This is a genomic window from uncultured Treponema sp. (assembly GCF_946187725.1).
Lineage (GTDB): Bacteria > Spirochaetota > Spirochaetia > Treponematales > Treponemataceae > Treponema_D.
Map to the genome: position 1 here is coordinate 91,090 of NZ_CAMHSK010000006.1, position 24,768 is coordinate 115,857.

A 24,768-nucleotide genomic window follows, 5' to 3' on the forward strand; every position below is an offset into this window, starting at 1 on the left:
ATCAGAAAATACTATGGCATTTGTAAAAAACTTATTTGACAAAAACTTTATTGAATACGCTTCTTATGTTATCCGTGACAGGGCGATTCCAGACCTTGAGGACGGACTCAAACCTGTTCAACGGCGCATTATGCACACTCTTTTTGAAGTTAATGACGGACTTTTCCAGAAAGTTCAGTTTGTCGTCGGCCGCACGATGAAATATCACCCGCACGGAGATGCCTCAATCTATGGCGCGCTCGTAAATCTTGCCAACAAAGAAATTTTCATCGAAAAACAGGGAAACTTCGGTAACAAATACACTGGCGACGGCGCTTCTGCAGGCCGTTACATTGAGTGTCGCGTTCATCCGCTGGCCAAGGATTTTCTGGTCACGAATAAAGAGATCACCCACTATGTTCCCAATTATGATGGCCGTGACCTGGAGCCTGAAGTCTACCGCTCAAAACTGCCTGTAACGCTTTTAATCGGGGCGGAAGGCATTGCCGTAGGCATGAGCACGAAGATTCTTCCCTACAACTTAAAGGAAGTTCTTGAGGCCGAGATAAAATGCTTGAAGGGCGAGAAATTCTCGATTCTCCCGGATGTCTCGACCGGCGGCCTGATTGATGTCTCAAATTACAACGATGGAAACGGTAAAATCATCACCCGGGCAAAATTCGACACAAGCGACGAAAAACGAATCATCATCACCGAGCTTCCTCTCGACACAAACGCAAAAGGACTTCTCGAATCAATTGACTCTGCATACAAGGCGGGAAAAATCAAAATCAGCTCGGTTGACAACTTCACCACCGACCACTGCAACATCGAAATCAAACTTCCACGCGGCGTTTACTCAAAAGATGTAATCGACGCACTTTACGCTTACACTGACTGCGAAAAAACAATCGCCTGCTCAATGCTGGTCATCAAGGACAACATGCCGGTTGTGATGACGGCAACTGAAATCATCAAATATTATGCTCAGAAACTCACAGCAATCATCAAGGACGAGCTGGAATTTGAAAAACGAAAGCTTACCGACGAGCTGCACCTGCGAACCCTGGAGCGAATTTTCGTTGAGGAACGCATTTATAAAGAAATCGAGAACAAACGCACTGCCGAAACCGTAGCAAAGGCCGTAAAGGACGGATTCAAGCCATTTAAGGACGAGCTTATCCGTGAGGTAAACGATGAAGATGTTGAGCATTTGCTTCAGATTCCAATCCGAAGAATCTCGCTCTTCGATATTCAGAAAAACCGTGAACAGGTAAAGGCTATAAAAGACCGAATCAAGGAAATCAACCGCAGACTCAAGGCACTTACAGAATGTGCGATTGAATATCTTGACGGAATGCTCGAAAAATTCAAAAAAATCTCCCCGGAACTTTTGAAGCGAAACACGACAATCGCGAAATTCAGCGCAACTGATGTAAAAGAAGTTGCCCGACAGGATCTTTCCCTCCGCTACGACGAAAAGGGCTATCTTGGAATCAATGTCTCTGGCGGAACGGAACTTATGAAAGTCTCTCCGTATGACCGAATCATCTGCGTCCGCCGCAACGGTATGTACGCAATCACCGATGTGCCTGACAAACTCTTCATCGACAAGGGAATGTGGTTCTGTGACATCGCCGACAAAGAAAAGCTCCCGAAAGTGCTTTTCACGGTGATTTTCCGCGACCCGGCCACAGGCTTTGCTTCAATCAAGCGCTGCCGAATCCCAAGCTGGATTATGAACCGCGACTACTTTCTTGCCCCGGACGGAATGGAAGTGCTTCACATCGACACGCGCGAAAAATTCACATTCACGCTCAATTATGTCAAAAAACCGCGAGTCAAAATCACTGAAGAGAAATTCAATGCTCAGGATTTTGAGGAAAAGGGCTTGAAGACGCTCGGCGTACGATTAAGCACACACGAAGTCGAATCAATCAAAGTTGACGGCGTTCAGCTGGAACTAGGACTTTAAGAATTAGCAATTAGCGAGATTTCTTTAAAACATAAGGTTTTGCATGAATGGGGCGATGGACTCGGCAAAGGCTTTATGGTCTTGCGGCGTGAAGTGGCATCCGTCAATGCTTAGTTCATGCACGAACTCATTTGTGTCGAAAAACGGAATTTTCTCGCGCACACACAATTCTGCTACTTCTTTTGCCTGCAAGCGTGAATTTTCTGGTGCGGTTTCATCAAATTTCGGGTCTTGGGCAATCTTGTCTTTTAAAATCACAGGAGAAGCAATCGCGACACGAGTTTTGGGAGAAATAGCCCGCACTGTGTCCACAAGCGATTTTAGCCCCGTCGCAGTGTCGCCCGGCTTCCAGTCGTTCAGGCAGTTCAAATCATTCGTTCCGAGCATAATCAGCACGATATCCACCGGGAGAGAAGCAAACAAAACCGGTGCAAAAAGCGTCTTTGCACTCGCAGTGAAGCCCACCAGTTTGTCCTTGCCGGAAGCTTCACATCCACAAAGTCCGAAATCAAGCACCTGCCAGTCCGAGCCAAGCAAATTCTGCAATCGGGCCGTCCAACGGATATCCTCATTATAACGGGGAATTGGAGGCGAATCTGGGATATAGCCCCAGGTGTTTGAATCTCCAAAGCAAAGTATGCGTTTCTTCATGATTTATCCTCCAAAATTATGTTAACATGCCAAAAATGAGACCGCAAGAAAAAATCCGTATTCTCTTAAAATTTTCTTATACAATTTCAAAATTCTATGTTAGAATATTTGAATGATACGAAAGATTTTATTTTCTAGTCTTATTGCAGTTTCTCTGTTGATTTTAGGAACAAAAGTCTCACCGCTCAAAAAGAGCAAGGCTGATTCAAAAACCGAAATTGCCAGAAACAAGCTTGTCGCTGAACACATTCATGATGAACTCAATCTCGTTGTAGAAAAACCGATTATCATCACGCAGACAATATGCGTTGATGAACTGCTCAAAAATGCGCTAAAAAACGAAAAATCTGTCAGCGAAAAAGATATGGAAGCTCTGATAAGTTCATATCTCAACTCAATCAAAGAACAATTCGGTTACACAGCGGTCTTCGTCATTTCTGAGAAAACCCGCCGCTATTACACTCCGCAGGGAATTGCAAAAATCGTAAATCCAGAAGTCGATCCTTACGATGACTGGTATAGATTCTTCATTGATTCAAAAGAACCCTATAAGCTCGATACTGACCGCAATGAAATGTATAACTATCGCTGGACGGTCTATGTAAATGCACGCGTTACAGATGTCGACGGAACGCTTCTTGGTGTTTGCGGTGTAGGTGTCCTTATGGATGAACTCCAGGAAATAGTCACCGCTGCCGAAAAACGCTACGGTTTTAAGGTAAATCTTATAAACACAGAAGGACTTGTACAGGTAGACAGTAACTCAAATAATATCGAAAGTGTTTACATCTCTGACGCGCTCAAAGACGACGCTTCAAATGCTGCCTTCACATACAACAAAAATTCTTCTGACGGCTACCGCATGACCCGCTATATGAGCAATCTGGACTGGTTCCTTGTAGTACAGACTTTTAGCACGAGTGTAATTAATTCAGGGAATACAATTTTTGTCATCGCGTTGTATGTCCTTCTCTCGCTCGCATTGCTCCTTTCATTAACACTTATCTGGAAAGCACCGGTACATGTAGAATCTCAGGGTTCAGAACTTACGGATTCACTCACTGGTCTTCCAAATCGCAATTATCTGCATGAATCTTATGGAGAACAGGGAATTTTCAACACGACACGCTACAAATCACTGGCCATGTTCGATATTGACAGTTTCAAGACTATTACCGAAAAGCGCGATGGAAACAAAATTCTGCTTGGAATCGTGGATTCTATGAAAAACTGCGTGAACGAGAGGGGAATTATCTTCCGATGGGCAGACGACAAATTCATGATTTTCCTTGAGATGGATATAAGTGAAGCAGAATCAAAAATCACTGAACTTTGCGCGCAAATCAAATCAGCACTTAATGTCACGCTTTCGGTCGGCATCGTAAAAGTTGATTTATCAGAAAGCATAAAGACGAACTACCACCGTGCGGTAAAACTTTGCCACAGCGTAAAGGCAGAAGGCGGAAACGGAGTTTTCGTAGAGAAATAGCAAACTAAGTTCAATAAGGGAGGCTTTTTAATGAGACAGAAGGTTACAATTCTTTCATTGGCTTTAGCATTTTGTGCCGTGCTTGCTTATATCAGCATATCCGTTCTGACCTTTGACACTAGTATAGAAGAAAACAGAACTGTAATGGCACACCACTTATTTGATGAGCTTTACGGAAAATTTGAAAAACCAGTAACTGTCTCAAAATCAATTTCCGAAAATGAACTTTTGATAGACCTTCTTAAAAACGAAACGCAGTATGAAAGCAGCGAAATCGAAAAAATTGTCTGCGGATACCTTTCTTCGATTTCCAAAACCTTTAAATTTTATCCTGTAAATATTGTCTCAGAAAAAACACGGCGATACTACACTATGAACGGAATTGCAAAAATCCTTGATCCTGAAAACGAGCCGAATGATGACTGGTATCAGTTTTTTGTCAACTCAAACAAAAAGATGAAGATTGTCATCGACCGCGACAAGGTTTATGACTACAGATGGGCACTTTTTATAAACCGACGGATTGAAGACGAAGGAAAGCTTCTTGGTATGAGCGGCATCGGGCTTTTTATAGACGATTTACGAGAAGAAATGCTTAAAGAAGAAAAGAAGCACGGTGTAAAAGTTACTTTCATCAACAAAGACGGTCTGGTCCAAATGGACACCAACGAAGCAAATATCGAAAATACCTACATTTCAGAAGCGCTCACGGACGGCGCAGAAAACGGCGATTTTGTCTACACTGTCAAGAAAAACGGAAGCTGGCGCATTACCAGCTACATACCAGAAATCGAATGGTATCTTGTTATACAGGATTTTGACCCGTCCGATGACGACAGTTTGCTTCCTGCCTTTATTGTTCTGTTTATTCTGACGATTCTTTTGTTTGCCCTATTGATTAAAGCTCAAATCAAAAAAACTCAGCCTGAAATCATACGAAACGATAATCCGCATGATTTTCTCACAGGGCTTCCAAACCGCAACTATCTGAACGAAGCTTATGGCGAACAGGGAATTTTCAATACGACGCGATACAAATCGCTTGCCATGTTCGACATTGACCGATTTAAGACAACGAACGAAACCCGCGACGGAAACAAACTTTTGCTCGGAATCGTGGAACTTACAAAAAAATGCGTAAACGAGCATGGAATCATCTTCCGCTGGGCTGGCGATGAATTCGTCTTTTTCCTCGAATTTGACATCACTGAAGCAGAAAAACGGTTTAACGACCTATGCAGAGAAATAAAAGAAAAACTCGATGTTACGATTTCAGTCGGCATCGTGAAAGTTGATTTAACTGAAAGCATAAAGACGAACTATCATCGTGCGGTACAGCTTTGCTATAAAGTAAAAGCCAATGGCGGAAATGGAGTGAGCATAGAAGAATGAAAAAGAAATACAAGCAGTCGCTTCGAACACAAACAATTGGAACATGTATTTTCCTGGTTCTCTTTGCGTTTTTTCTTACAGCAGGTGTTATCCTCTTGCGTGAAGTGCGTGACGGCAAAACAACGCTCATGTCTTCAATGAACATCACTGCCGACAAAAAAGCACTTGAACTTGATTTCAGTATGCTTTCCGTGGAACGAGCCGTTTTTAATGCACAAGATTACATTCTTCGCACTATCGATGAAGACCGGATTTTACGCGACAGTCAGTACGAAAAAGAATACATGGCTGCCCTTGGCAAAGAATTGATTTCGCTCACAGGAATCGCGCAGGATGCAATGTCACTTTATTTCCGTCTTAACATCGAAAAATTTGGCGGAAAACGGGGCATTTTCCTTGAAGGCGATATAAAACGAGGTTTCATAAGCGTAAGTCCCACTGACCTTTCACTTTACAATCCAAATGACATTGAACATGTCGGCTGGTATTACATTCCTCTCTGGAAAAAGTCTCCTGTCTGGACTGCCCCGTACGAAAACAAAAATCTCGGTATCACGATGATTTCTTTCATCATCCCTATCTATAAAGATAACTCATTTTTGGGTGTAGTCGGCATGGACATAAATCTTGCTACAATCAAAAATGTCATTGATACACTGCCTGTCGAAAATCAACTCGCAATTCTCATCTCTGAAGATGGCAGCCTTATTTACTTCAATAATGCACATCTTTCGCAGCAAACTGATTTAATAAAACAGACGGCTGACATTAGCGAGATTATGGATATATTCAGCACCCCGGACGATGGGGAACTTTCAACCTTCAACTGGAATAACGATACGCATTACGGAATCAAACGCAAGCTCCAAAACGATATGATTCTTATTGTATCCATATCAGAAAAAGCAATGCAAATCGTTAGAAAACAAATGCTGATGCCAATTCTGCTTACTTTTTTAGCGGTCTTGCTGCTCACGATTCTGGCACTTTATCTTGCGCTCAAAAATATCATCAAGCCAATCAGTATAATCTCTGACGCGACCTTCAAACTGGCACGAGGCGAACTCAACATCAAGATTCCTTACGAATCAAACAATGAGCTCGGCAAGCTTTCAAACAATATCCGCATGATGATAACTCAGATGCAGGAATACATCGAATACATCCGCGAGCAGATCGAAAAAGAACGAACCGAAAAAGAAGCCGCAATCTCTGGAAGCAAGAGCAAAAGCGAATTCCTGGCCAGCATTTATTTTTCACTGCATGAACTTGACTTAAACACGGACACCTTTACCGAAATTCAAGTTCACAGCGAAGTCGCAAAATCAATCGGCAACTCGATGAAAAACGCAAGGGCAACGGTTCGCCGTGTAATGGAAGAACGCGTAATGAACACAGGAAAGGAACGCGAAGATTTCATGGAATTCATCAATTTCGACACTCTCGAAGAGCGCATGAAGGGCAAAAAATCCATAGCACATGAATTCAAAGGCGCACTCGGAAGCTGGTGCCGCGCACGATTCATCCTGGTTGACCGCAATCCCGACGGCACGCTTCATCATGTTCTTTGGGCAATCGAAAATATCGCGGAAGAACGGGCAGTTCGCGAAAAACTCCAGAGCGAGGCTGAACGGCAAACTGCGGCTTCACAGGCAAAGAGTGCCTTCCTTGCAAACATGAGTCACGAAATCCGCACACCAATCAACGCGGTTCTCGGCATGGATGAAATGATTCTCCGCGAATCAAATGATAAAACGATTCTGGGATATGCGGCAAACATCAAAACAGCAAGTTCAAATCTTCTTTCTATAGTAAACGATATTCTTGATTTCTCAAAAATCGAAGCCGGAAAGATGGAGCTTATCCCCGAAAATTACGATATTTCTTCAGTCGTGGTCGATTTAGTGAATATGATTAGCGAGCGAGCCAAAAAGAAAGGACTCAATTTCATTCTTCAGGCTGACCCGACCATTCCAAAATCGCTTTACGGTGACAGCATCCGAATCAAACAGTGTATCTTAAATCTTCTGACAAACGCCGTAAAATACACTCACAAAGGAAGCGTCAAGCTAGAAATTAGTTGTGACAAGTTAGAAGGCGAAAATAAAATTCTTCTCAAAGTCAGCGTAAAGGACACTGGAATCGGCATCAAAGAAGAAGACATGAAACGGCTCTTCTCGCCATTTGAACGAATCGAAGAAAACCGGAACAAAACAATCGAAGGCACGGGTTTAGGCATGAGCATCGTCATGAAAATGCTCGCCATGATGAACACAAAACTCGATGTAAAAAGCGTCTACGGTTCGGGTTCGGAATTCTCTTTTGTGGTAGAGCAGGGCGTTGTGGACTGGCAGGAAGTCGGCGACATCAATACAGCCTACGAAGAAAGCATTGAAACGATGGCCCGCTACAAAGAAAAGCTGCACGCTCCAAAAGCACATCTTCTCTTTGTCGATGATACCGAAATGAACCTCGAAGTCATAAAAGGACTTCTGAAAAAGACTGGAATCAAGCTGGACACCGTTTTGAGCGGAAAAGCAGCTCTCGAAAAGGTCAAAGAAAATTGCTACGACATTATTTTCATTGACCACAGAATGCCCGAAATGGACGGAATTGAAACGCTCCACGCAATGCAGTCAATGGCAGACAACAAATCAAAAGGAAAGCCATGCGTCGCACTCACGGCAAACGCACTAACCGGCGTAAAGAAAATGTATCTTGAAGAAGGGTTCACCGACTATCTTTCTAAACCAGTAAATCCTGAAAAACTCGAAGAAATGATTCGCCGCTATCTCCCGGAAGATTATATAGAAGAAAATTGGGAAGATGAATCAGAAGAAAACGATGATGAAGCAAAATCTGAAATCCTTGAAAAACTCCGCGGCATCGAAGGAATTGATGCAGATGCGGCCATTGCAAACTGTGCCACAAGCGATATCCTTGAAAACGCAGTCAAAAATTTTTACAATACAATCGATGATAAAAAATCTGAATTAGAAAAATTCTTTGCCAACGAGGATTGGGAAAATTACTGCACGAAAGTTCACGCCCTCAAAAGCAGTTCGCGTCTGATTGGTGCACTTGACCTCTCTCAAAAAGCGGCCTGGCTCGAAGAAAAATCAGAAAAAAAGGAAGCGGATGAAATTCGTGCAAAACACCCTGAACTTATGGAACTTTACGCAAGTTTCAAAGAAAAACTCAATTCAATCGTAAACAGCGGAGAAGAAACTTCCTCTGAAAAGAGCGAAATTTCCGAATCCGAATTAAAAGATAAACTTGCAAGGTTAAACGCCTGTGCAATCAGTTTTGACATGGACGGCATGGATGAAATAATGGCAGAATTTTCAGCCTTTAAGATTCCGCCTTCATTCGCTGAAAAATTTGATAAAATCCGCACCGCCGCAACGAATGTGGATTTTAAGGAACTCAGAAATCTTCTGAAGGAATAATGCAATTTATAAGGAGTGCTTTATGGTTAATGAAATCTATGTTGTAGGTGATGAATCTCAGCTTGCAGTAAGAACTTTTACAAAAAAACTGAGAGACTTTAACTGCAATTTTGAAGTGTTTGGTCCAAGCCCGGAAAATCTGTTTTTCCCGAACGACAAAACGATTCATGTCATCCTCTGTCTCACTGAAAGCATAAATTTTGGGGTTGTAAGTTCACTTGCAAAAATGCAGCAGCGGATGAACATGTACATCTATATAATCGGAACTACCCCGCTTTCGCTAAACGACGAAAAAATCTACGCGAAGCTGCCATCGTTCCGCTTTCCGAACTACAATCTCGACATAAACCATCTGCTTGCAGTCATTGAAAGAAATGATGCCCCCAAAAAGAAGATTCTCGTTGTTGACGATGAAGCCGTCATGCTCAGAAGCATTAAAGGCTGGCTCCAGAACGATTTTGATGTCACTGCCGTAAATTCCGGTGAAATGGCACTTGAATTCCTCAATACACAGACAGTTGATTTGGTTCTCCTTGACTACAAAATGCCCGAAATGGACGGTTCTTTTGTGCTCGCAAAAATCAGATACGACGAAAGAATCAAAGATTTGCCGGTCATTTTCCTCACGGCAAAGGCCGACAAAGACGCAATCATGTCCGTTGTTAAGCTGAATCCGCAGGGCTACATCTTAAAGAGCAAAAGCCCCCAAGAAATCAAACAGACTGTCATCGATTTCTTCAAAAACAGGATTGTCAATTTCAATTAATCTGGCAGGGATGTCTAAGAAGAAGTTTTTGCGGTGGTTGAGCCCTGCGCAACACAGTTGCTTCGGAGAATCGCTAAAATCGCAGTGCGATTTTTTAACGCTCCCTATGTCGAAACCACCTCATATAGTGTGAATGGTCATTTCGACAAGCTCAATGACCGTAACCACTGAACTTATCAGTCATCCCCAGTCTTTTAATTTGTCTGAATGTATGTTAATCTGTTCTCGCTTATGAATATTAAACGCTTAATGGTCAAGCTGAATCAGGTTTCTTCCATGTATATTGGCAGAATCATGTACGCCCTGTTTCTCATGTCGATTCTGGAAACACTAAGTTTTTTTGCGATTCTGTCACCATCACTTCGAATGGCTCAAACTGGCTCCAGTCTGCTTATCTCCAGAATCCTTATGCTTGCACTTGCTTTCATCGCACTATGCGTCTGGCTCACCTTTCAATTCGGTTTCGCCGTCATGCTTTTAAGAATGACCAGAAAGCAGCATGTGACTCTCGGTCATATTTTCATCGGCTTCAAGTGCTTTGGCAATGTACGCAAAGTAATTTTTGCCTTTGCAGGGATTTTTTCAGTTCTTGTCATAATTGCCCGCTTTGCCGCAAAATTCATTTTTTCACAAATCAATCCTGATTTTTCGTTCCAGCTCATTTCCATCGAAGAACTTCAGGCAGCAAGCGAAAATACAGAGCTAATCTCAGATTTTATGCTGAATACACTCACTTTCATGGGGATTTTCATCGTAATTCTTTTTCTGATTGGATTGTTCACTTTAATTCACTTTGTATTCGTTTTTAACCTGCATTTTGACAATCCGAATTTGAAGGTTCCAGATTTGTTTAATCAGAGTGCAAAACTTATGCGCAAAAATGTTTTCCGTCTGATTGTTTTTGCAATCCGTGCAGGCGGAAAGCAGCTTTTGGCCGCAATTTTCCTTGCATTGATTGTAAATTTCATCCCAGAAGAAAAGGCATCTGCCCTTTCAATTCTTGTCTTCCTTCTGAACATTGCGTATTTCGTAAATCTTTACACTGCAATGATACGGATTTACCTCACGGTGCCAGTTCTTTACGAAGAACTTCAGAATCAACACTCCAAACCTGAAAATCCATTACTGATTCGCACTGATGAACAGGAATTGTAATCTGTGTCAGTCAGTGTAATCTGCGGTTAAAAAATGCTTATACCTAAATCATACGCTTCGTGCGAACAGACAATCAAAGGTTCTCGTTTTCTTTCTGAATTGTTCCCGATTTCTTCTCAGGCCGAGGTGCGCGAAAAAATCAAAAGCCAGAAACAGAAATATGCCGATTCAACTCATGTGTGCCACGCTTTCATCTGCGGTAAAAATGCAGAATTGATGGGCATGAGCGATGACGGTGAACCCGGTGGAACTGCGGGCAGACCAATGCTCGATGTTCTCAAAGGAAGCGGCGCAACGAATCTCCTTGTCACAATTACGCGCTGGTTTGGCGGTACACTTTTGGGAACTGGCGGGCTAGTCCATGCTTACGGTGACGGCGTAAAAAATGTTCTCGCGGAATGTGATTTTGAAGAACTGGTCGAAAAATGCGTTTTTGACCTTAAATGCGATTATCAGCAGTATCAGGTTGTAAAGAAGATTTTTGAAAGTTTTACGCTTTACGATTTAAGTGAAGATTTCGGCGAGCTGATTTCGATTTCGGGCCAGATTGCAGAGAAAGATTTTGAATCGCTAAAACAGACCGTTTTTGATTCCACGAACGGCAAAATCACCGTAAATGTTAATCATAACTTCTGACTTCTTTTTGCCGATAATATTTCTATGAACAAAAAAATATTCAGTCTTGGACTACTGCTTGCCCTTTTCACTTTACCGCTCTTTTCAAACTCTGGAGTTGAATTTGGAATCGGCTCAGGTTATGTTTTTTACGGCGACAAAGAAACGAAAAACAGAAATAAAGCACTTGGAGACATAAATCAGACAATTTTTTGCATGGACGCACTCCTTTTGATGCCCATGAACAAGCAGCTCGTATTTTCTGTAGGTGGAGACGCTGTATTTGACTTCCGATGGCAGGGTTCTGACCATATTTATCTCATGGATTACGCTCTTCTCGCCGGTTTTAGAGTTTACCCGAATTTAGGAGGCCTTTACGCATCCGTTGATTATGCCCTCGGCCGCCGCACTGATGTCATATCATTTGATGACCACGATCAAACACAGAAATCTTGCTGGGGAAATGGCTTTAAATTCGCTCTCGCCTACGATTTTTCATATCATTTGAACTCAATTGCGCCCGTTATTTGTGCAAGCCTGAAAAGCATGCCAAGAGGCGGTTCAAGAGACAATATTTTCTGCGTATCCGTAAAACTCAGCATGCATGATTAAATCCACGCCTGCAGCCTGAAATAGAGGTTTTCAAAGCCTGATTTTCCAAAGTCTCATAAAATCATTGAAAATTCATTATTTTAGGTGTATCCTATTATATATTTATAAACAGGATTTTTTATGCAGATTGTTACAGAAGGCAAAATGCCGGTAATTCCAGAGCAGGTTGGCTCAGAAGTGTCTCCAGCAGAACTTGGAATTGCCGTCGATATCGGAACAACAACTATCGCGGTCAGCACATGGTCTCTTTTACACAGAAAGCACCTGCTGACCATTGCTGAAAAAAACAATCAGGTTCGCTATGGTTATGACATTATCCGAAGAATTGCCTTTGCTGTACGCCCGCCGCTCACAGGCTCATCAGAAGTCGTCGAAAGCGGTCCTTCTGCCCTTCATTACTGCATAATCAGCCAGCTCGAAAAGATGTTTGCAAAAGCCGTCTACGAGTCGGCAAATCTTCTTCCGCGCGGTTTCCAGCCAAAAGTCACTTCTATCGTCATCACAGGAAACACCACAATGCTCAGTTTCCTTTGTTCAGTTCCAGTCAACAACATGGCTGCGGCTCCATTCACTCCGGCAACACTTTTTGACAAAACAACAACTTGGAAAAAGATTCGTGACGGCAAAGTTTTCTCAAATTCTACAGCCTTGGACAAACCCACGCCGGAACTTCTTCAGATTTTCAATTCAAGCACAATCGACAAGGACACAGATGTCTATATTCCGCCTTGCATCGGGGCTTTTATCGGTGCTGATGCGGTTTGTGCAATGGTAGCGGCAGGATTCCCTGTTCCCAACACAAAAAATGAGCCTTCTACCTTGCGCCCATGGGAATCTAAAGTCACTGCCCCGCTTCTTTTGGCAGATATCGGTACAAATAGCGAGTTATGTCTTTACATCCCTGATTCTGAAAGCAAAAAAGGTCGCATTCTCTGCACATCGGCAGCTTCAGGCCCGGCCTTTGAGGGCGCGAATATCAGCTGCGGTATGCCTTCAATTGACGGTGCAATCGACAAAATCACTTACAAAAACGACAAACTCAACTGCCACACAATCGGTGACAAAAAGCCACGCGGTCTTTGCGGTACCGGCTTAATCAGTGCGGCGGCTGTCATGCTAAAAAACAAATATATCGACAAAAACGGAATGATTACCCGCGAAAAATCAAAGCTCGGTGACGGCACAAGCTGCATTGAACTTACTCCGGCTGTCTATCTCTCGCAGCAGGACATCCGAAATCTTCAGCTTGCAAAGTCAGCGGTCAAAACGGGTCTCGAATTTCTGCTTGAACACACCGAAGAAACACCAGTCTTCTGCATTGCAGGTGGTTTCGGTTCAAAAATCAACTTTGAAGAAGCAACGGCAATCGGTCTTTTGCCGCCTCAATTAGAAAAACGCACGATTCATCTGGGGAATGCGGCACTTTCAGGAGCAAGCGCCCTTCTTTTCTCAAATGTCCTTCGAGAAAAAGCAAAAGCGCTCGCCAAAAAGTCCGTTCAAATCAACCTTGCAGGCATCCCCGAATTCCAGGAACGCTTCCTAAAAGGCATAGATTTTTAAACGGAAAGTTGAAAGTGGAAAACGAAAAGCTAATAATGGCGTTTCCATTGCTACGCAATGGCCGGGCTTTCCGTGGTTCCGTGCATTCGCACTACATTGCCTGCACTTCGTTTCGGCAACGGCTTCGCCGCCCCTACAATCCCTAACGCAAAATTCTCTGTGAACCCAGTGCCTTCTGTGAGAAATTTTACTTTTCAGATTTTACGCCTTCGTGTCGTTTGCTTCGTCGTTCTCGCGGATTTCTACGCGGCGGATTTTACCTGAAATTGTTTTTGGAAGGGAATTTACGAATTCGATGATTCGCGGATGCTTGTATGTCGCAGTTTTTTCTTTCATCCAGTCCAAAATCGAAATGCGGAGCTGCTCGCTTGCCTCGTAAAGTTTTGTAAGAACAATTGTAGCCTTGATTGCCTGACCTCGCCTTGGATCTGGAATACCTGTTACGGCACATTCCAGAACAGCCGGGTGCTGCTGCAAAATGCTTTCGATTTCGAATGGTGAAACTCGGTATCCTGAACTTTTAATTACATCGTCATTGCGGCCAATAAACCAGATATAGCCGTCTTCATCGTAATAAGCGGTGTCACCAGTAAGATACTTATTGTTCTCAAAGACTGATTTTGTACGCTCTTCATCGTGATAGTATCCTGTAAAGAGACCAAACGGACGACCATTCTCAAGATTTACAACGATTACTCCAGGCTCTTTTGGATCACATTTTGTGCCATCCGGGCGAACGATTGTAATATCATAACCAGGAGCAGGTTTGCCCATTGAACCCGGTTTTGGCTCCATGCCCGGGAAGTTGCCTGCCATAACGGTTGCTTCAGTCTGACCATAAGCCTCAAACATTTTGAGCCCAGTTGCCTCGTAAACCTTGTTGTAAACTTCAGGATTTAATGCTTCGCCAGCAGTTACAAGATATTTGAGAGAAGAAAGATCGTATTTATTGATATCTGCACGAACAAGATAATTGTAGACAGTTGGTGGAGCACAGAAAGTGGTTACCTTATACTGTTCGATTTTTTTGAGAAGTACGCCAGGCTTGAACTGAATCATGTCGTAAACAAAAACTGCCGAACCGCAAATCCACTGACCGTAGAGCTTACCCCAGACAGATTTTGCCCATCCTGTTTCTGCAACAGTAAGATGAAGGCCATCATCGATAACATTCTGCCAGTATTTTGCAGTTACAATGTGCCCAAGCGGATAAGCGAAGTTATGCTGAACCATCTTTGGATAGCCAGAAGTGCCAGAAGTGAAGTAAAGAAGCATGACATCTTCGTTATGAGTTGCAAGCTCGCCCTGCGGACGCGGGAAATCTGTGCCAAACGAAGCGATTTCTTTTGAATATGAAATCCAGCCCTCACGGTCACTTTGAACAGTTACCAGTGATTTTACGCTTGGAGAAGCCGGCATTGCCTTTTCAATTTCTTCCTGAATTGTATCGTCATAAGAGACAATCATTTTGATTTGGGCTGCATTCGTGCGGTATTCCAAATCTTTCTGCAGAAGCTGATTTGTTGCAGGAACAGCGATTGCCCCGATTCTATGAAGTGCCGTGATAAAAAACCAGAATTCGTAGCGGCGGCGCAAAATGAGCATTACGGCATCGCCTTTTTTGATTCCTTTTGATACCAGATAATTTGCCGTTCTGCGTGATTCACGGGCAATATCTGCAAAAGAAAAAACTTTTTCCTCACCTGAATCATCACACCAAACAAGGGCGCGTTTGCCAGGTTCAAGCTGCTCATAACGGTCAATTATATCATATGAGAAGTTGAAGTTCTCTGGAACCTTGATTTTGAAATTCTTTTTTAAGTCCTCGTAATTTGTAAATTCTGTTCCGTTTTCTACATAATCTGAATAAAAATTCATTTTCAAAACCCCATTTTATGACTGAAAGTTGTGCTATCAAATTTAGACACGCGCCAAAGAAAAAAGTTGCAATTATTTTATCACAGAAAGCTAAAAAACACCATAAAAAAAGCCCGCAAAAGTTAAGCGCACCCCGATTAGTAACTTCCTTAATCGCAAATCAAGAAAAACCTCAAAAAAATTTGTTCAGTGTACACTGAACAAAGAACTTGCAATAGTTCTTTGTTGCGAAACTTCGCAACAATATAATTTAAAAAAGCCTATCGTAAAAAACTATGACTAACAATGTTTTCTCATACGCTTTTGCGATAGGCTTTATTTTTTTTGGAGGAATAATTATGAGTAAGAAACCATGGATTTTTGCGATATTTTCATCGCTTTTCGCTGTCAGTCTGTTTTTTACGGCTTGTGATAACGGATCAAATGATGATAGTACAACGGAAACTAAAGTTCCAATCATACCAGAAGCAAATGTAACTGGTTACGATGACTGGGACGATTTAACAGATATGAATTGGTTTATCGGAAAATGGAATTGTACAGCATCACAGATACTTAATATGACGGGAGCTGGTGATTTTATAAATCAATCTGCAAGTGTAAATTTTGAAGTCACTGGTACAAATACTAATGATTCAGTAATACTTTCGGAAAGTTCTGATACATCTATAATAAAAAATGGAACTGTCACTTATGCTCAATTTGAACAATTATATAAAGAGGCATATTCTGATTCAGTTTTTGATACAGCAATTGATGAATTAAAAAATCACGGTGTAAAGATTACAAGTATAAAAAACAGAAAAGTTTATCGAAAGGTAAGTCCTGATAGAACTCGGATTGAGCTTTACAAGAGTATTATCATTTCTGGCATAGCTGACGGAGAGAGTGGAACTCTTACAACTCAAGTAAAGGAATCTTTTAAGAAGATTGGGCAGAATAATGGATCAAGCGGTGGAAATGGCGACAATCAAAACAATGACTCAAATTCCAGTTCCGATACTGGAAGTACTGACAACTCTGAATCTAATACAGGAACGGATAATGGAAATAACACTAATACCAATGACACTAACACAGAAACAAATACAGAGGATAACAATCCGCCATCCAGCAATGAAGATTTCATAAAAACGGGAATTTTCTGGAGTGAAGGTAGTGATAGTGTTTTAGAACCTGTTGACGGAGTATATTCTGCATCATTTAAAAAGGTACCTGAAATTTGGAGTGAATGTACAAGCATTCCTCTTGTTTTTGACGGAAAGCCTGACACAAATTATAAAATCTCATACAAATTCCGCACAAATCGCAATGCAATTTCTTTGCATCAGCCTAGAACAATTTTTAGTGACGGTGTGACAGCTTTTTTCAAGACAACAAAAGATGAATGGACTGATATTTCAGTTTATACAGGAACTTTCAAGGAGGGCTTCTCAATGCTTCGTCTTGAAACAGCTATGGAAACAACAGAAGAAAGTGTTGATATTCAGATTAAAGATATAGAAATTTCTGAAACAACAGAAAAAACACCTCCTGTGAATCTATGGAAAACAGGAGAATTTCTGACAGAAAAAGATTTGTCTGTAACAGGAACAGATGAAGAATTCACTATAAAATTTAAAAGTGCTACCGCAGACAAATGGCAACAAACAGGAAAAATAATGAACTTATCTATTGAAAAAGGTAGTTTTTACAAAGTCTCTTATACAATGAATGTAAAAAATGCCACGAGTAAGCTTACAGCGAACATAAATATCAATGACCTTGAACAAAAACCAGAATATACATGGGCCTGGTCAGAGCCGTGGTTACTTGAAGCGGGTGTTGACACTGAAGTTATCACATTCATTTACGCAAACAAAGATGTAGATTATCTAAACAGAGTTAAACCGTTTTCTGAATATGAAAAAGGAGATCTGAATAAAAATCCGTGTCTTAAAATCGGTATTCATGATGCAATTCCTAATGAAATAACCGTAAAAAACATTCACGCAGAAAAGGTTTCTGTTGAAGAACTCAAACAAACAATGGCAATAATGTGGGTTTCTGACTATGTAGAAAATGAACCTGCAACAGAATCGTATACTAAAAAATTTGATGATGATAATAAATTTACATTTACAGTTCCAGCTGGTTATTCTGTTTACGGCCGTCCGTTGCTGACAAAGCTAAGCACAGCAGATACTAACCCATGGGATGACACCGTATTAGATAATAAACTGATTCTAAAAACCTATATTATTTGGGATTTTGAAGAACCGGAAAAGTTATCAATCTGTGCGGCAGACAAGGGTTACACTGATAAGCTGAAATTTACAAACAACGGAGCTGTAGATTTAGAAGTAACTGCAAGCATCAATGAAGATGGAAAATTCCATATTGAAGCAAAATAAGCAGCCTGTGCATAAAGAAAAAACAACTGCAAAATCTTCAGCAATCATTTAAACATAAAAAGGCTGCCCTGGAAGTTTTATAAACTTCCAGGGCAGCCTATACAATTTGGCTTATAATGTAATCGACATCACTATAATATGTAATTACATTATATCGATGATGTAATTGTATTAGGAGGCTATTATGAAAATAAAACTTAAATCAGTCTTATTGTTAACAGGAAGTCTTCTCATTCTTAGTTGTAACACGGAAACCTCTAATGACAATGATTTTCAAACAGGTAAAAAAACACAAACTGATGAAAATAACAGCAACGATACAAATGAAAAATGTCTGGAGAAGAAATTAGCAAACTAAATAATGCATTATTAACTATTGATGAGGAAGAAATCCTAATAAACCTTGATATGAGCGAAGTTACCGATTTATCAATTATTTCTGCAAGCCAAAATGGTAACACAATAAAGCTCAATGGAACATTCTACAACTGTAAAGCACTATACTCCATAACACTTCCAGATTCTGTAATATATTTAAATTTGTATGCATTCAAAGGGTGTTCTTCGCTAACTAATCTTTCAGCAAAAAATGTTACATATATAGGTCAATCTGCTTTTGAAGATTGTATTTCCCTAACGAATTTTGAATTACCTTCCAAAACTTCCCAGATAAGAAACCAAGCATTTAAGGGATGTTTAAATCTTGAAAGCATATCCATCGGAAAAAAAATGAAATCTAATGATCAATTCGGATATGAAATTTTCGATAATTGTCCAAAATTTAAGACAATTAACTACGCTCTAACTATTCAGGACTGGAAAAATATAAATATTGAAAACAAGAGCAGTATACCTAAAGGAACCATTATAAAATGCACTGACGGTGAATACAAAATGTAATAATAATATGAAAAAAAATCGATATTATCGCAGTGTTTGCGGGCGACTCTGACACAAGGCAAAACCGCCCGCAAAAGCAGGCTTAAAAAAGATTACATGAAGTATGTTTTAATCGGTGGGAAACCGTTGAATTCTACGCTGGCATAAGTGCTTGTATACGCACCGGTTGTAAGCCAGTAAAGTTTGTCTCCTGCTTTGAGGGAAAGCGGAAGTTTATATTTGAAATCTTCGTACATGATGTCAGCACTATCGCAAGTAGGACCCGCAAGAATGACCTCGCCTTCCTTTTCACCAGGCTTGTCTTTTGAGGAAATTACAGGATACTTCATTGATTCATCCAAAGTCTCAATAAGACCGTTGAATTTTCCTGAATCCTGATAAACCCATCTCTGCAATGCGGTATTGTTTTTGCGGCTTACGAGAACGACCTCGCTCGTAAGGATTCCGCAGTCGCCTACCAAAGAACGGCCCGGCTCAAGAATAATCATCGGGATTTCATCACCAAAATCATCATGCAAATATCGCGTAATTTCTGAAGCATAAGTTTCAAGCTCGTTTGTCGGCTGAATGTAGTGTGCCGGGAAACCGCCGCCCATATTAATCATTGAAAGACGGATGCCCTCTTCTTCTTCGAGTGATGAGAAAAGATAAGAAGCCTTTGCGATTGCATCGTTCCATGCACCAATATCACGCTGCTGACTTCCGACATGGAAAGAAACTCCGTATGGTGTGAGACCAAGATTTTTAGCCATAACAAGCAAATCATAAGCCATATCTGGATGACAGCCGAATTTGCGTGAAAGAGGCCAGTCTGCACTCTGAGTGTTTTCCATTAACATGCGGACATAAATGCGGCTGCCCGGAGCATTTTCTGCGATTGCCTTGAGGTCATCTTTTGAATCAGTGGCAAACATGCGGACACCCTTTTCGTAGAAATACTTAATGTCCCTTGCCTTTTTGATTGTGTTGCCGTAAGAAAGACGATCACCGGTAACACCGATAGAAAGAATTTTGTCCAGCTCGTAGCGAGAGGCAATGTCAAAATTTGAGCCTAACTCGGCAAGCATTTTCAAGACCGGTTCTCCAGGATTCGATTTCATCGCATAATAGATGTGGGCGTATGGGAAAGAATCTCGAAGTTTGATGAAATTGTACTTAATCTGTTTGAGATTAATCACGACATTTGGAGTTTCCAAATCCTTTGAAAACTCTAAGAACCTGTTCCATTCTGAATCAGAAATGTAGTCCTCACGATTGAACATGAAATACCACCTTGCACAATGATTCGAGCCAGTACAGCGACTGCCTAGTAAAAAGTAAAAATGATGTAAATGCGAATATAAAGGAAAATAAGGGTATGGTCTATAGAATTTGGAAAATTTCTTCAAAAAAAATTGCAAATAAAGTATAATATTTTCATGCCTTTTCTGATTCAAAAGCGTTTTATTTCAATCTCATTACTCTGCACTATTTTTACGGCTATTTTGCCTGCAGAAACTGATTTGAACGCAGAACCAGAAAACAGCATGAATCAAACTGAAAGCGCCATTGAAACTTCAGCAGAAACAAAGACTCAAATCATCTTTAATCCTATTATATTCGTGCGTGACCTTCTTGATGACAAACTGCCTCTCAGAGTCGATTTTGGAGCAGAACCGCACAGGCACGGCAGCATGGTTTTTGGAGCGGCATATTACGACTGGTCAGAAAATCTTTCGCAAAGTTTCCGTGGAGAATATGACCATTACATCACATCAACAAATTCAAACACTGAACTCAAAAACACGGAAGTCCGCTCAATCGTACTAATGCCGAATCCGGTCGTCTTTTTTATCGGAGACAGTGACATCCGCTCAAAAAGCATATTCTCGCAATTCAACATAGGCCTTTACTTTCAATACTCGCATACCACAACGAACTCTGGAGTCTTCTTTTCAAGTGAAAGCAATCCATCCCTTAAAAATTCAGGATTTGCCCTCACAGATATGCATCAGACTTACAGGTTGATTGGCCCATCTTTCGGATATTCACTTTCAATTCCGATTCATAAATACATTTCGTTTACAGCCGAAGGATTTATGGTACCGGCCTTTCTTGTCACCCTCTACACGGATTCTGATACAACCTACCACTATGGTGATGAAAACAGTTCCGATTCCAGCAGTTTGAGTTTCCGTTCGCTTTCCTATCCATACTTAAAACAAAGCATTGCATTCAATTTCTTCCGATATATACGAATCAAAGGGCAGATGACCTATCAGCATTTTGATTTAAGGGCAATCGTCAGCGAAGAAGATAACAATTCAAGCTATTCATTGCATACAATCACGCTACGATACGGTGGAGAACTTCTGCATCCTTCAAAAAACCGCAAAAAATCCGCTCATCTTTGGGCAGGTCTCTACTACGAAATGACATGGAACAAAATGTACCTGTCAAATTCCGCATCTACTGAATATACAGGAAAATGGATTCTCTGCTTCGGAACCTAAGGAAAATCTGATTAACGCGGCAATCAACTGGCATTTCTTAAAATATTGCCTAGTGCTGCTTAAATCAGTATAATTTACCTTATTCCGGGGTGCGATGCCGTCTATCATTAAATGTGGCATAGCTGAGATTACACCCGCAGAGTTTCGTATGAAGCTCCAACCTGATCCGGACAATACCGGCGGAGGAAGACATGAAAAAGTCTCTCTTAATTTTTTCTTCTATTATTACATCTTCAGTTCTGTTTTTTGCCTGTCACAAAGCAGAATCTTCTAAAAACGGTGCAAACGGCCAGTCACCATCAGAAAAAGGCGAAGTCACAATTTATACTTACGGTAGCTTCGTTTCTGAATGGGGGCCGGCACCAAAACTCGCAGAAAAATTCGAAAAATCAACCGGCATCAAAGCAAATTTCGTTGATTGCGGCGATGCAGTTCAGGCATTGAGTCGTGCTATTCTTGAAAAAAACAATTGCCAGGCAGACATCATTCTTGGAATCGACAACAATACGGCTCCAAAAGCACTTGAATCCGACATCCTTGAGTCATACAAACCAAAGAACGCAGATTCAATCATCGATTCAGACTTGCAGAATTATCTTGGCACAAAAGACAAAATCATTCCTTACGATTACAGCCATTTTGCCTTCATTTTTGACACACGCTCAAATCTTCCAGAACCAAAAAAACTTGCTGATTTGACAAATCCTGTCTACAAAGACAAAATCATCCTCATGGATCCGCGAACAAGCACACCTGGTCTGGGCTTTGTTGCATGGACACGAGCAATTTTCACGACAGAGGCAAGCTATAAGGAATTCTGGGCTTCACTCAAAGCAAACATTCTCTCGCTTGCACCGAGCTGGAGCACAGGATACGGATTGTTTACAAACGGTGAAGCACCTCTCGTAATCAGCTACACTACAAGCCCGGCTGCAAACCTTGAATATGACAAAATTGATTATTACAAAGCTTTGATTTTTGAAGACGGTCATGCAATTCAGGTAGAAGGTGCAGGCATCTTAAAAAATGCACCAAACCGCAAACTCGCAGAACTTTTCATGGACTTTTTAATCAGTGAAGAAGCACAGGAAGAACTTCCGCTTACTCAGTGGATGTACCCTGTCAACAAAAATGTAAAACTTCCTGAATGTTACAAAAAAGCCGCACAGCCTTCAAAAACTGTTACCTGCGACAATACCGTTCTGCAAGAAGCTGCCGATGTGGCAGTAATCACGCTCAAATAGCGAGCCGTGCAAAATCTTCTATACATAAGTGCATTCACTGTTTTTCAGGCAATCTGCTCAACAGTGCTTGCACTTTTAGTTGGCATCTCAGCGACATTCTTCACAGCAAACAGAAACTTCTTCGGAAAATCTTTTCTGCTTTCCCTCTCTTCCGTTCCCTTATGCATTCCTGCCTTGCTTATTGCCTTAGGCTTTGTGTCTTTTTTCGGAATTTCAGGCACACTGAACACAATCATTAAGACTTTATGCGACTCAGACGAACCATTTTTCAAATCCCTATACAGTTTTTCTGGAATCATAATCGCACAAGGGTTCTACAATTTTCCTATTGTAATGGCAACTGTTCACGATTCGTGGATTCGACTGCCACAAGAACAGGCCGAAACGGCAAGGCTTTTAGGTGCAGGTGAAGCCCGAATATTCAGAACAGTCACAATTTATCAGCTGATTCCTTCAATCGTCTCATCAGGGATGCTTGTCTTTCTCTACTGCTTTTTCAGTTTTCTTATCATTTTGCTTTTCGGTGGAGTCGGATGCACCACCCTTGAAGTTGAAATTTACAGAACAGCAAAGGCAACGCTTAATTACTCCGAAACGGCAAAACTTGCATTGACAGAAACTTCACTCGCATGTCTTTTCGTTGCACTCTACTCTTTTCTGGAGCAAAAATCCGCAAGAACCAGAGGAATTTCATTTTACAAAAAGAATCCTGATAAAAGAATCTCTGGTCCTTTTGAAGTGCTTTCCGCATCATTGATTTTTGGTTTAATCCTGCTGTTCTTTCTTGCACCGCTTTTCTCAATATTTTACAACGCACTCTCCTCTGCACGAGAAGTTATTACCCTTTCAACTTTCGAAAAACTTTTCAGAATGCGCGGCTTCGCATCTTCCTTTTTCACAACGATTCTAGTCGCCCTTGCATCAAGTTTTCTATGCACTGTCATAGCATTTTTCTATTCGTCTTTTTTGCGCTCTTTTGATTCAACTGGAAGGATTCTCATTCTTCGCGTTTTACCGATGATTCCAATGGCAATTTCGAGTGTCATCACCGGTGTTGTAATCATTTCCACAGTTAAGCGCGGAACCGTCTTTCATTTAATTCTCGCACAAGTCTTTTTAACATGGCCGCTCGCTTTCCGGCAGATTTACGCATCACTTTCAAAAATTCAACAGGAATCCGTAGATGCCGCAAGATTATTAAGCCCGCATTACGCCGATTTACTTTTCAAAATTTACCTTCCTCAAAGCTGGCGTGGAATTTTAAGTGCGGCCGGATTTTGTTTTGCTGTGAGTGCTGGAGACACAACTCTGCCACTAGTTCTTGCCCTTCCAAAATTTTCAAATCTCTCGCTTTTCACATATCGTCTTGCTGGAAGCTACAGATTTCACGAAGCCTGTGCCGCAGGAATGATTTTAGGTCTTCTTTGTGCAGTAGTTTTCGGCTTGGCAAACAAACTTAAAAAAATTTGATTTCAAAAGGGAATGTCATGGAAAAACAGTACTTTACGGCAGAAAATTTAACTTACAGCTACGAATCTTTTCATCTTTCTGTATCGTTTTCTTGTGAGAAAAACACAATGACTTCCATTGTAGGTCCAAGTGGAAGCGGAAAATCGACTGTCCTAAGACTCATTGCAGGTCTGGAAAAAGCCAGCGAATCAACAAAAATCCTCCTTGACGGCGAAGAAATCACAAATCTTGCTCCTGCAAAACGGGAAGTAGGAATGGTCTTCCAAAAAGCAAATCTTTTCAATCACCTTAGGGTTGATGATAATGTTGCATACGGACTTCGATGCAAAGGGCTTGGCCGAAAAGAAAGCCGTGAATGTGCCGCTGATTTTCTCAAAAAATTTAATCTTGAAGGATTCGGTCCGCGCTCTCCAGAAACGCTTTCAGGCGGTGAAGCACAGAGAGTCTCACTTGCACGCACTCTTATAATAAAGCCAAAACTCATCCTTTTTGATGAGCCGCTTTCCGCCCTTGATGCCCCACTGCGAAAAAAACTCGCTTCGGAAATCCGCACACTTCAAAAAGATTTCGGATTCACAGGAATTATGGTAACTCATGATTTAAACGAAGCAAAAGCCGTCAGTGATAGAATTATTCTTCTGAAAGGCGGAAAAATAACCTGGCAGGGCAACGCTGAAGATTTTACAGAACAGATGATGAGTGACTAGGCCAAACTGTTGCAAACAACAAAAAGCTAGAATATAGTAGA

Annotated in this window: 19 protein-coding genes; 16 read left to right on the forward strand and 3 right to left on the reverse strand. The window is 41.3% G+C overall.

Going from position 1 to position 24,768, the window contains the following annotated elements; genetic code table 11:
* Window positions 1-13: 13 nt before the first annotated feature.
* Entirely contained in the window at window positions 14-1,954 is a 1,941-nt protein-coding gene (locus Q0Q74_RS04195) for a DNA topoisomerase IV subunit A (protein WP_294428830.1), read from the forward strand.
* A gap of 24 nt (window positions 1,955-1,978) precedes the next feature.
* Here Q0Q74_RS04195 and Q0Q74_RS04200 read toward each other — a convergent pair whose 3' ends face one another.
* Window positions 1,979-2,605: a GDSL-type esterase/lipase family protein gene (locus Q0Q74_RS04200; protein ID WP_294428833.1), complete on the reverse strand. Its 627-nt coding sequence runs from the start codon at window positions 2,603-2,605 to the stop codon at window positions 1,979-1,981.
* Window positions 2,606-2,717: 112 nt separating this feature from the next.
* On the opposite strand from Q0Q74_RS04200, the gene Q0Q74_RS04205 reads away from it, so the two are divergent.
* The 8 genes from Q0Q74_RS04205 (at window position 2,718) to Q0Q74_RS04240 (ending at window position 13,643) form a co-directional block, all read left to right on the forward strand.
* Window positions 2,718-4,094: a sensor domain-containing diguanylate cyclase gene (locus Q0Q74_RS04205; RefSeq protein WP_294428834.1), complete on the forward strand. Its 1,377-nt coding sequence runs from the start codon at window positions 2,718-2,720 to the stop codon at window positions 4,092-4,094.
* Window positions 4,095-4,124: 30 nt separating this feature from the next.
* Window positions 4,125-5,486, forward strand: coding sequence for a sensor domain-containing diguanylate cyclase (locus Q0Q74_RS04210; protein ID WP_294428836.1), 1,362 nt, complete (start codon window positions 4,125-4,127; stop codon window positions 5,484-5,486).
* Window positions 5,483-8,935, forward strand: coding sequence for an ATP-binding protein (locus Q0Q74_RS04215; protein WP_294428837.1), 3,453 nt, complete (start codon window positions 5,483-5,485; stop codon window positions 8,933-8,935). Before Q0Q74_RS04210 ends, Q0Q74_RS04215 begins: the two co-directional genes overlap by 4 nt.
* A gap of 22 nt (window positions 8,936-8,957) precedes the next feature.
* Window positions 8,958-9,701 (forward strand): response regulator, encoded by a 744-nt coding sequence (locus tag Q0Q74_RS04220; RefSeq protein WP_294428839.1) that lies wholly within the window; start codon window positions 8,958-8,960, stop codon window positions 9,699-9,701.
* A gap of 207 nt (window positions 9,702-9,908) precedes the next feature.
* Window positions 9,909-10,856 carry a hypothetical protein gene (locus tag Q0Q74_RS04225; protein WP_294428841.1) on the forward strand — a complete coding sequence of 316 codons (948 nt, stop codon included), beginning with the start codon at window positions 9,909-9,911 and terminating at the stop codon, window positions 10,854-10,856.
* 33 nt (window positions 10,857-10,889) lie between these two features.
* Window positions 10,890-11,492, forward strand: coding sequence for a YigZ family protein (locus Q0Q74_RS04230; protein ID WP_294428843.1), 603 nt, complete (start codon window positions 10,890-10,892; stop codon window positions 11,490-11,492).
* Window positions 11,493-11,516: 24 nt separating this feature from the next.
* Window positions 11,517-12,083: a hypothetical protein gene (locus tag Q0Q74_RS04235; RefSeq protein ID WP_294428845.1), complete on the forward strand. Its 567-nt coding sequence runs from the start codon at window positions 11,517-11,519 to the stop codon at window positions 12,081-12,083.
* Between the two features lie 120 nt (window positions 12,084-12,203).
* Complete coding sequence (locus Q0Q74_RS04240; protein ID WP_294428847.1) at window positions 12,204-13,643, forward strand: ASKHA domain-containing protein; 1,440 nt, start codon at window positions 12,204-12,206, stop codon at window positions 13,641-13,643.
* A gap of 201 nt (window positions 13,644-13,844) precedes the next feature.
* On the opposite strand, the gene Q0Q74_RS04245 is transcribed toward Q0Q74_RS04240, so the two are convergent.
* Window positions 13,845-15,521 carry an AMP-binding protein gene (locus Q0Q74_RS04245; protein ID WP_294428849.1) on the reverse strand — a complete coding sequence of 559 codons (1,677 nt, stop codon included), beginning with the start codon at window positions 15,519-15,521 and terminating at the stop codon, window positions 13,845-13,847.
* Between the two features lie 338 nt (window positions 15,522-15,859).
* On the opposite strand from Q0Q74_RS04245, the gene Q0Q74_RS04250 reads away from it, so the two are divergent.
* From Q0Q74_RS04250 to Q0Q74_RS04260, 3 genes are all read left to right on the forward strand, one after another.
* The gene (locus tag Q0Q74_RS04250) at window positions 15,860-17,914 is read left to right on the forward strand and encodes a hypothetical protein (RefSeq protein WP_294428850.1); all 2,055 of its coding nucleotides are present in this window, start codon (window positions 15,860-15,862) and stop codon (window positions 17,912-17,914) included.
* Between the two features lie 184 nt (window positions 17,915-18,098).
* A complete protein-coding gene (locus Q0Q74_RS04255; protein WP_294428852.1) occupies window positions 18,099-18,272 on the forward strand; it encodes a hypothetical protein in 174 nt (57 codons plus the stop codon).
* A complete protein-coding gene (locus Q0Q74_RS04260) occupies window positions 18,245-18,814 on the forward strand; it encodes a leucine-rich repeat domain-containing protein (protein WP_294428854.1) in 570 nt (189 codons plus the stop codon). Before Q0Q74_RS04255 ends, Q0Q74_RS04260 begins: the two co-directional genes overlap by 28 nt.
* 92 nt (window positions 18,815-18,906) lie before the next feature.
* Here the strand turns inward: Q0Q74_RS04260 and Q0Q74_RS04265 are convergent, their stop codons facing one another.
* Window positions 18,907-20,076: a type III PLP-dependent enzyme gene (locus Q0Q74_RS04265; protein ID WP_294428856.1), complete on the reverse strand. Its 1,170-nt coding sequence runs from the start codon at window positions 20,074-20,076 to the stop codon at window positions 18,907-18,909.
* 156 nt (window positions 20,077-20,232) lie between these two features.
* Here Q0Q74_RS04265 and Q0Q74_RS04270 point away from each other — a divergent pair, with 156 nt between their 5' ends.
* The 4 genes from Q0Q74_RS04270 to Q0Q74_RS04285 all read left to right on the forward strand — a co-directional run bounded on the left by Q0Q74_RS04270 (window position 20,233) and on the right by Q0Q74_RS04285 (window position 24,727).
* Window positions 20,233-21,306 (forward strand): hypothetical protein, encoded by a 1,074-nt coding sequence (locus Q0Q74_RS04270; protein ID WP_294428858.1) that lies wholly within the window; start codon window positions 20,233-20,235, stop codon window positions 21,304-21,306.
* Window positions 21,307-21,497: 191 nt separating this feature from the next.
* Entirely contained in the window at window positions 21,498-22,550 is a 1,053-nt protein-coding gene (locus Q0Q74_RS04275) for a thiamine ABC transporter substrate binding subunit (protein ID WP_294428859.1), read from the forward strand.
* A 6-nt stretch (window positions 22,551-22,556) separates the two neighbouring features.
* The gene (locus Q0Q74_RS04280; RefSeq protein WP_294428861.1) at window positions 22,557-24,020 is read left to right on the forward strand and encodes an iron ABC transporter permease; all 1,464 of its coding nucleotides are present in this window, start codon (window positions 22,557-22,559) and stop codon (window positions 24,018-24,020) included.
* A 17-nt stretch (window positions 24,021-24,037) separates the two neighbouring features.
* Window positions 24,038-24,727 (forward strand): ABC transporter ATP-binding protein, encoded by a 690-nt coding sequence (locus tag Q0Q74_RS04285; protein WP_294428864.1) that lies wholly within the window; start codon window positions 24,038-24,040, stop codon window positions 24,725-24,727.
* The last annotated feature ends 41 nt before the right edge of the window (window positions 24,728-24,768 follow it).

Coding starts and splice junctions, on each gene's coding strand:
- Q0Q74_RS04275 (WP_294428859.1), top strand. CDS start 21,498: ATGAAAAAGTCTCTCTTAATTTTTTCTTCTATTATTACATCTTCAGTT.
- Q0Q74_RS04235 (WP_294428845.1), top strand. CDS start 11,517: ATGAACAAAAAAATATTCAGTCTTGGACTACTGCTTGCCCTTTTCACT.
- Q0Q74_RS04265 (WP_294428856.1), bottom strand. CDS start 20,076: ATGTTCAATCGTGAGGACTACATTTCTGATTCAGAATGGAACAGGTTC.
- Q0Q74_RS04285 (WP_294428864.1), top strand. CDS start 24,038: ATGGAAAAACAGTACTTTACGGCAGAAAATTTAACTTACAGCTACGAA.
- Q0Q74_RS04220 (WP_294428839.1), top strand. CDS start 8,958: ATGGTTAATGAAATCTATGTTGTAGGTGATGAATCTCAGCTTGCAGTA.
- Q0Q74_RS04240 (WP_294428847.1), top strand. CDS start 12,204: ATGCAGATTGTTACAGAAGGCAAAATGCCGGTAATTCCAGAGCAGGTT.
- Q0Q74_RS04245 (WP_294428849.1), bottom strand. CDS start 15,521: ATGAATTTTTATTCAGATTATGTAGAAAACGGAACAGAATTTACAAAT.
- Q0Q74_RS04215 (WP_294428837.1), top strand. CDS start 5,483: ATGAAAAAGAAATACAAGCAGTCGCTTCGAACACAAACAATTGGAACA.
- Q0Q74_RS04250 (WP_294428850.1), top strand. CDS start 15,860: ATGAGTAAGAAACCATGGATTTTTGCGATATTTTCATCGCTTTTCGCT.
- Q0Q74_RS04195 (WP_294428830.1), top strand. CDS start 14: ATGGCATTTGTAAAAAACTTATTTGACAAAAACTTTATTGAATACGCT.
- Q0Q74_RS04270 (WP_294428858.1), top strand. CDS start 20,233: ATGCCTTTTCTGATTCAAAAGCGTTTTATTTCAATCTCATTACTCTGC.
- Q0Q74_RS04230 (WP_294428843.1), top strand. CDS start 10,890: ATGCTTATACCTAAATCATACGCTTCGTGCGAACAGACAATCAAAGGT.
- Q0Q74_RS04225 (WP_294428841.1), top strand. CDS start 9,909: ATGTATGTTAATCTGTTCTCGCTTATGAATATTAAACGCTTAATGGTC.
- Q0Q74_RS04210 (WP_294428836.1), top strand. CDS start 4,125: ATGAGACAGAAGGTTACAATTCTTTCATTGGCTTTAGCATTTTGTGCC.
- Q0Q74_RS04200 (WP_294428833.1), bottom strand. CDS start 2,605: ATGAAGAAACGCATACTTTGCTTTGGAGATTCAAACACCTGGGGCTAT.
- Q0Q74_RS04205 (WP_294428834.1), top strand. CDS start 2,718: ATGATACGAAAGATTTTATTTTCTAGTCTTATTGCAGTTTCTCTGTTG.
- Q0Q74_RS04260 (WP_294428854.1), top strand. CDS start 18,245: ATGTCTGGAGAAGAAATTAGCAAACTAAATAATGCATTATTAACTATT.
- Q0Q74_RS04255 (WP_294428852.1), top strand. CDS start 18,099: ATGAAAATAAAACTTAAATCAGTCTTATTGTTAACAGGAAGTCTTCTC.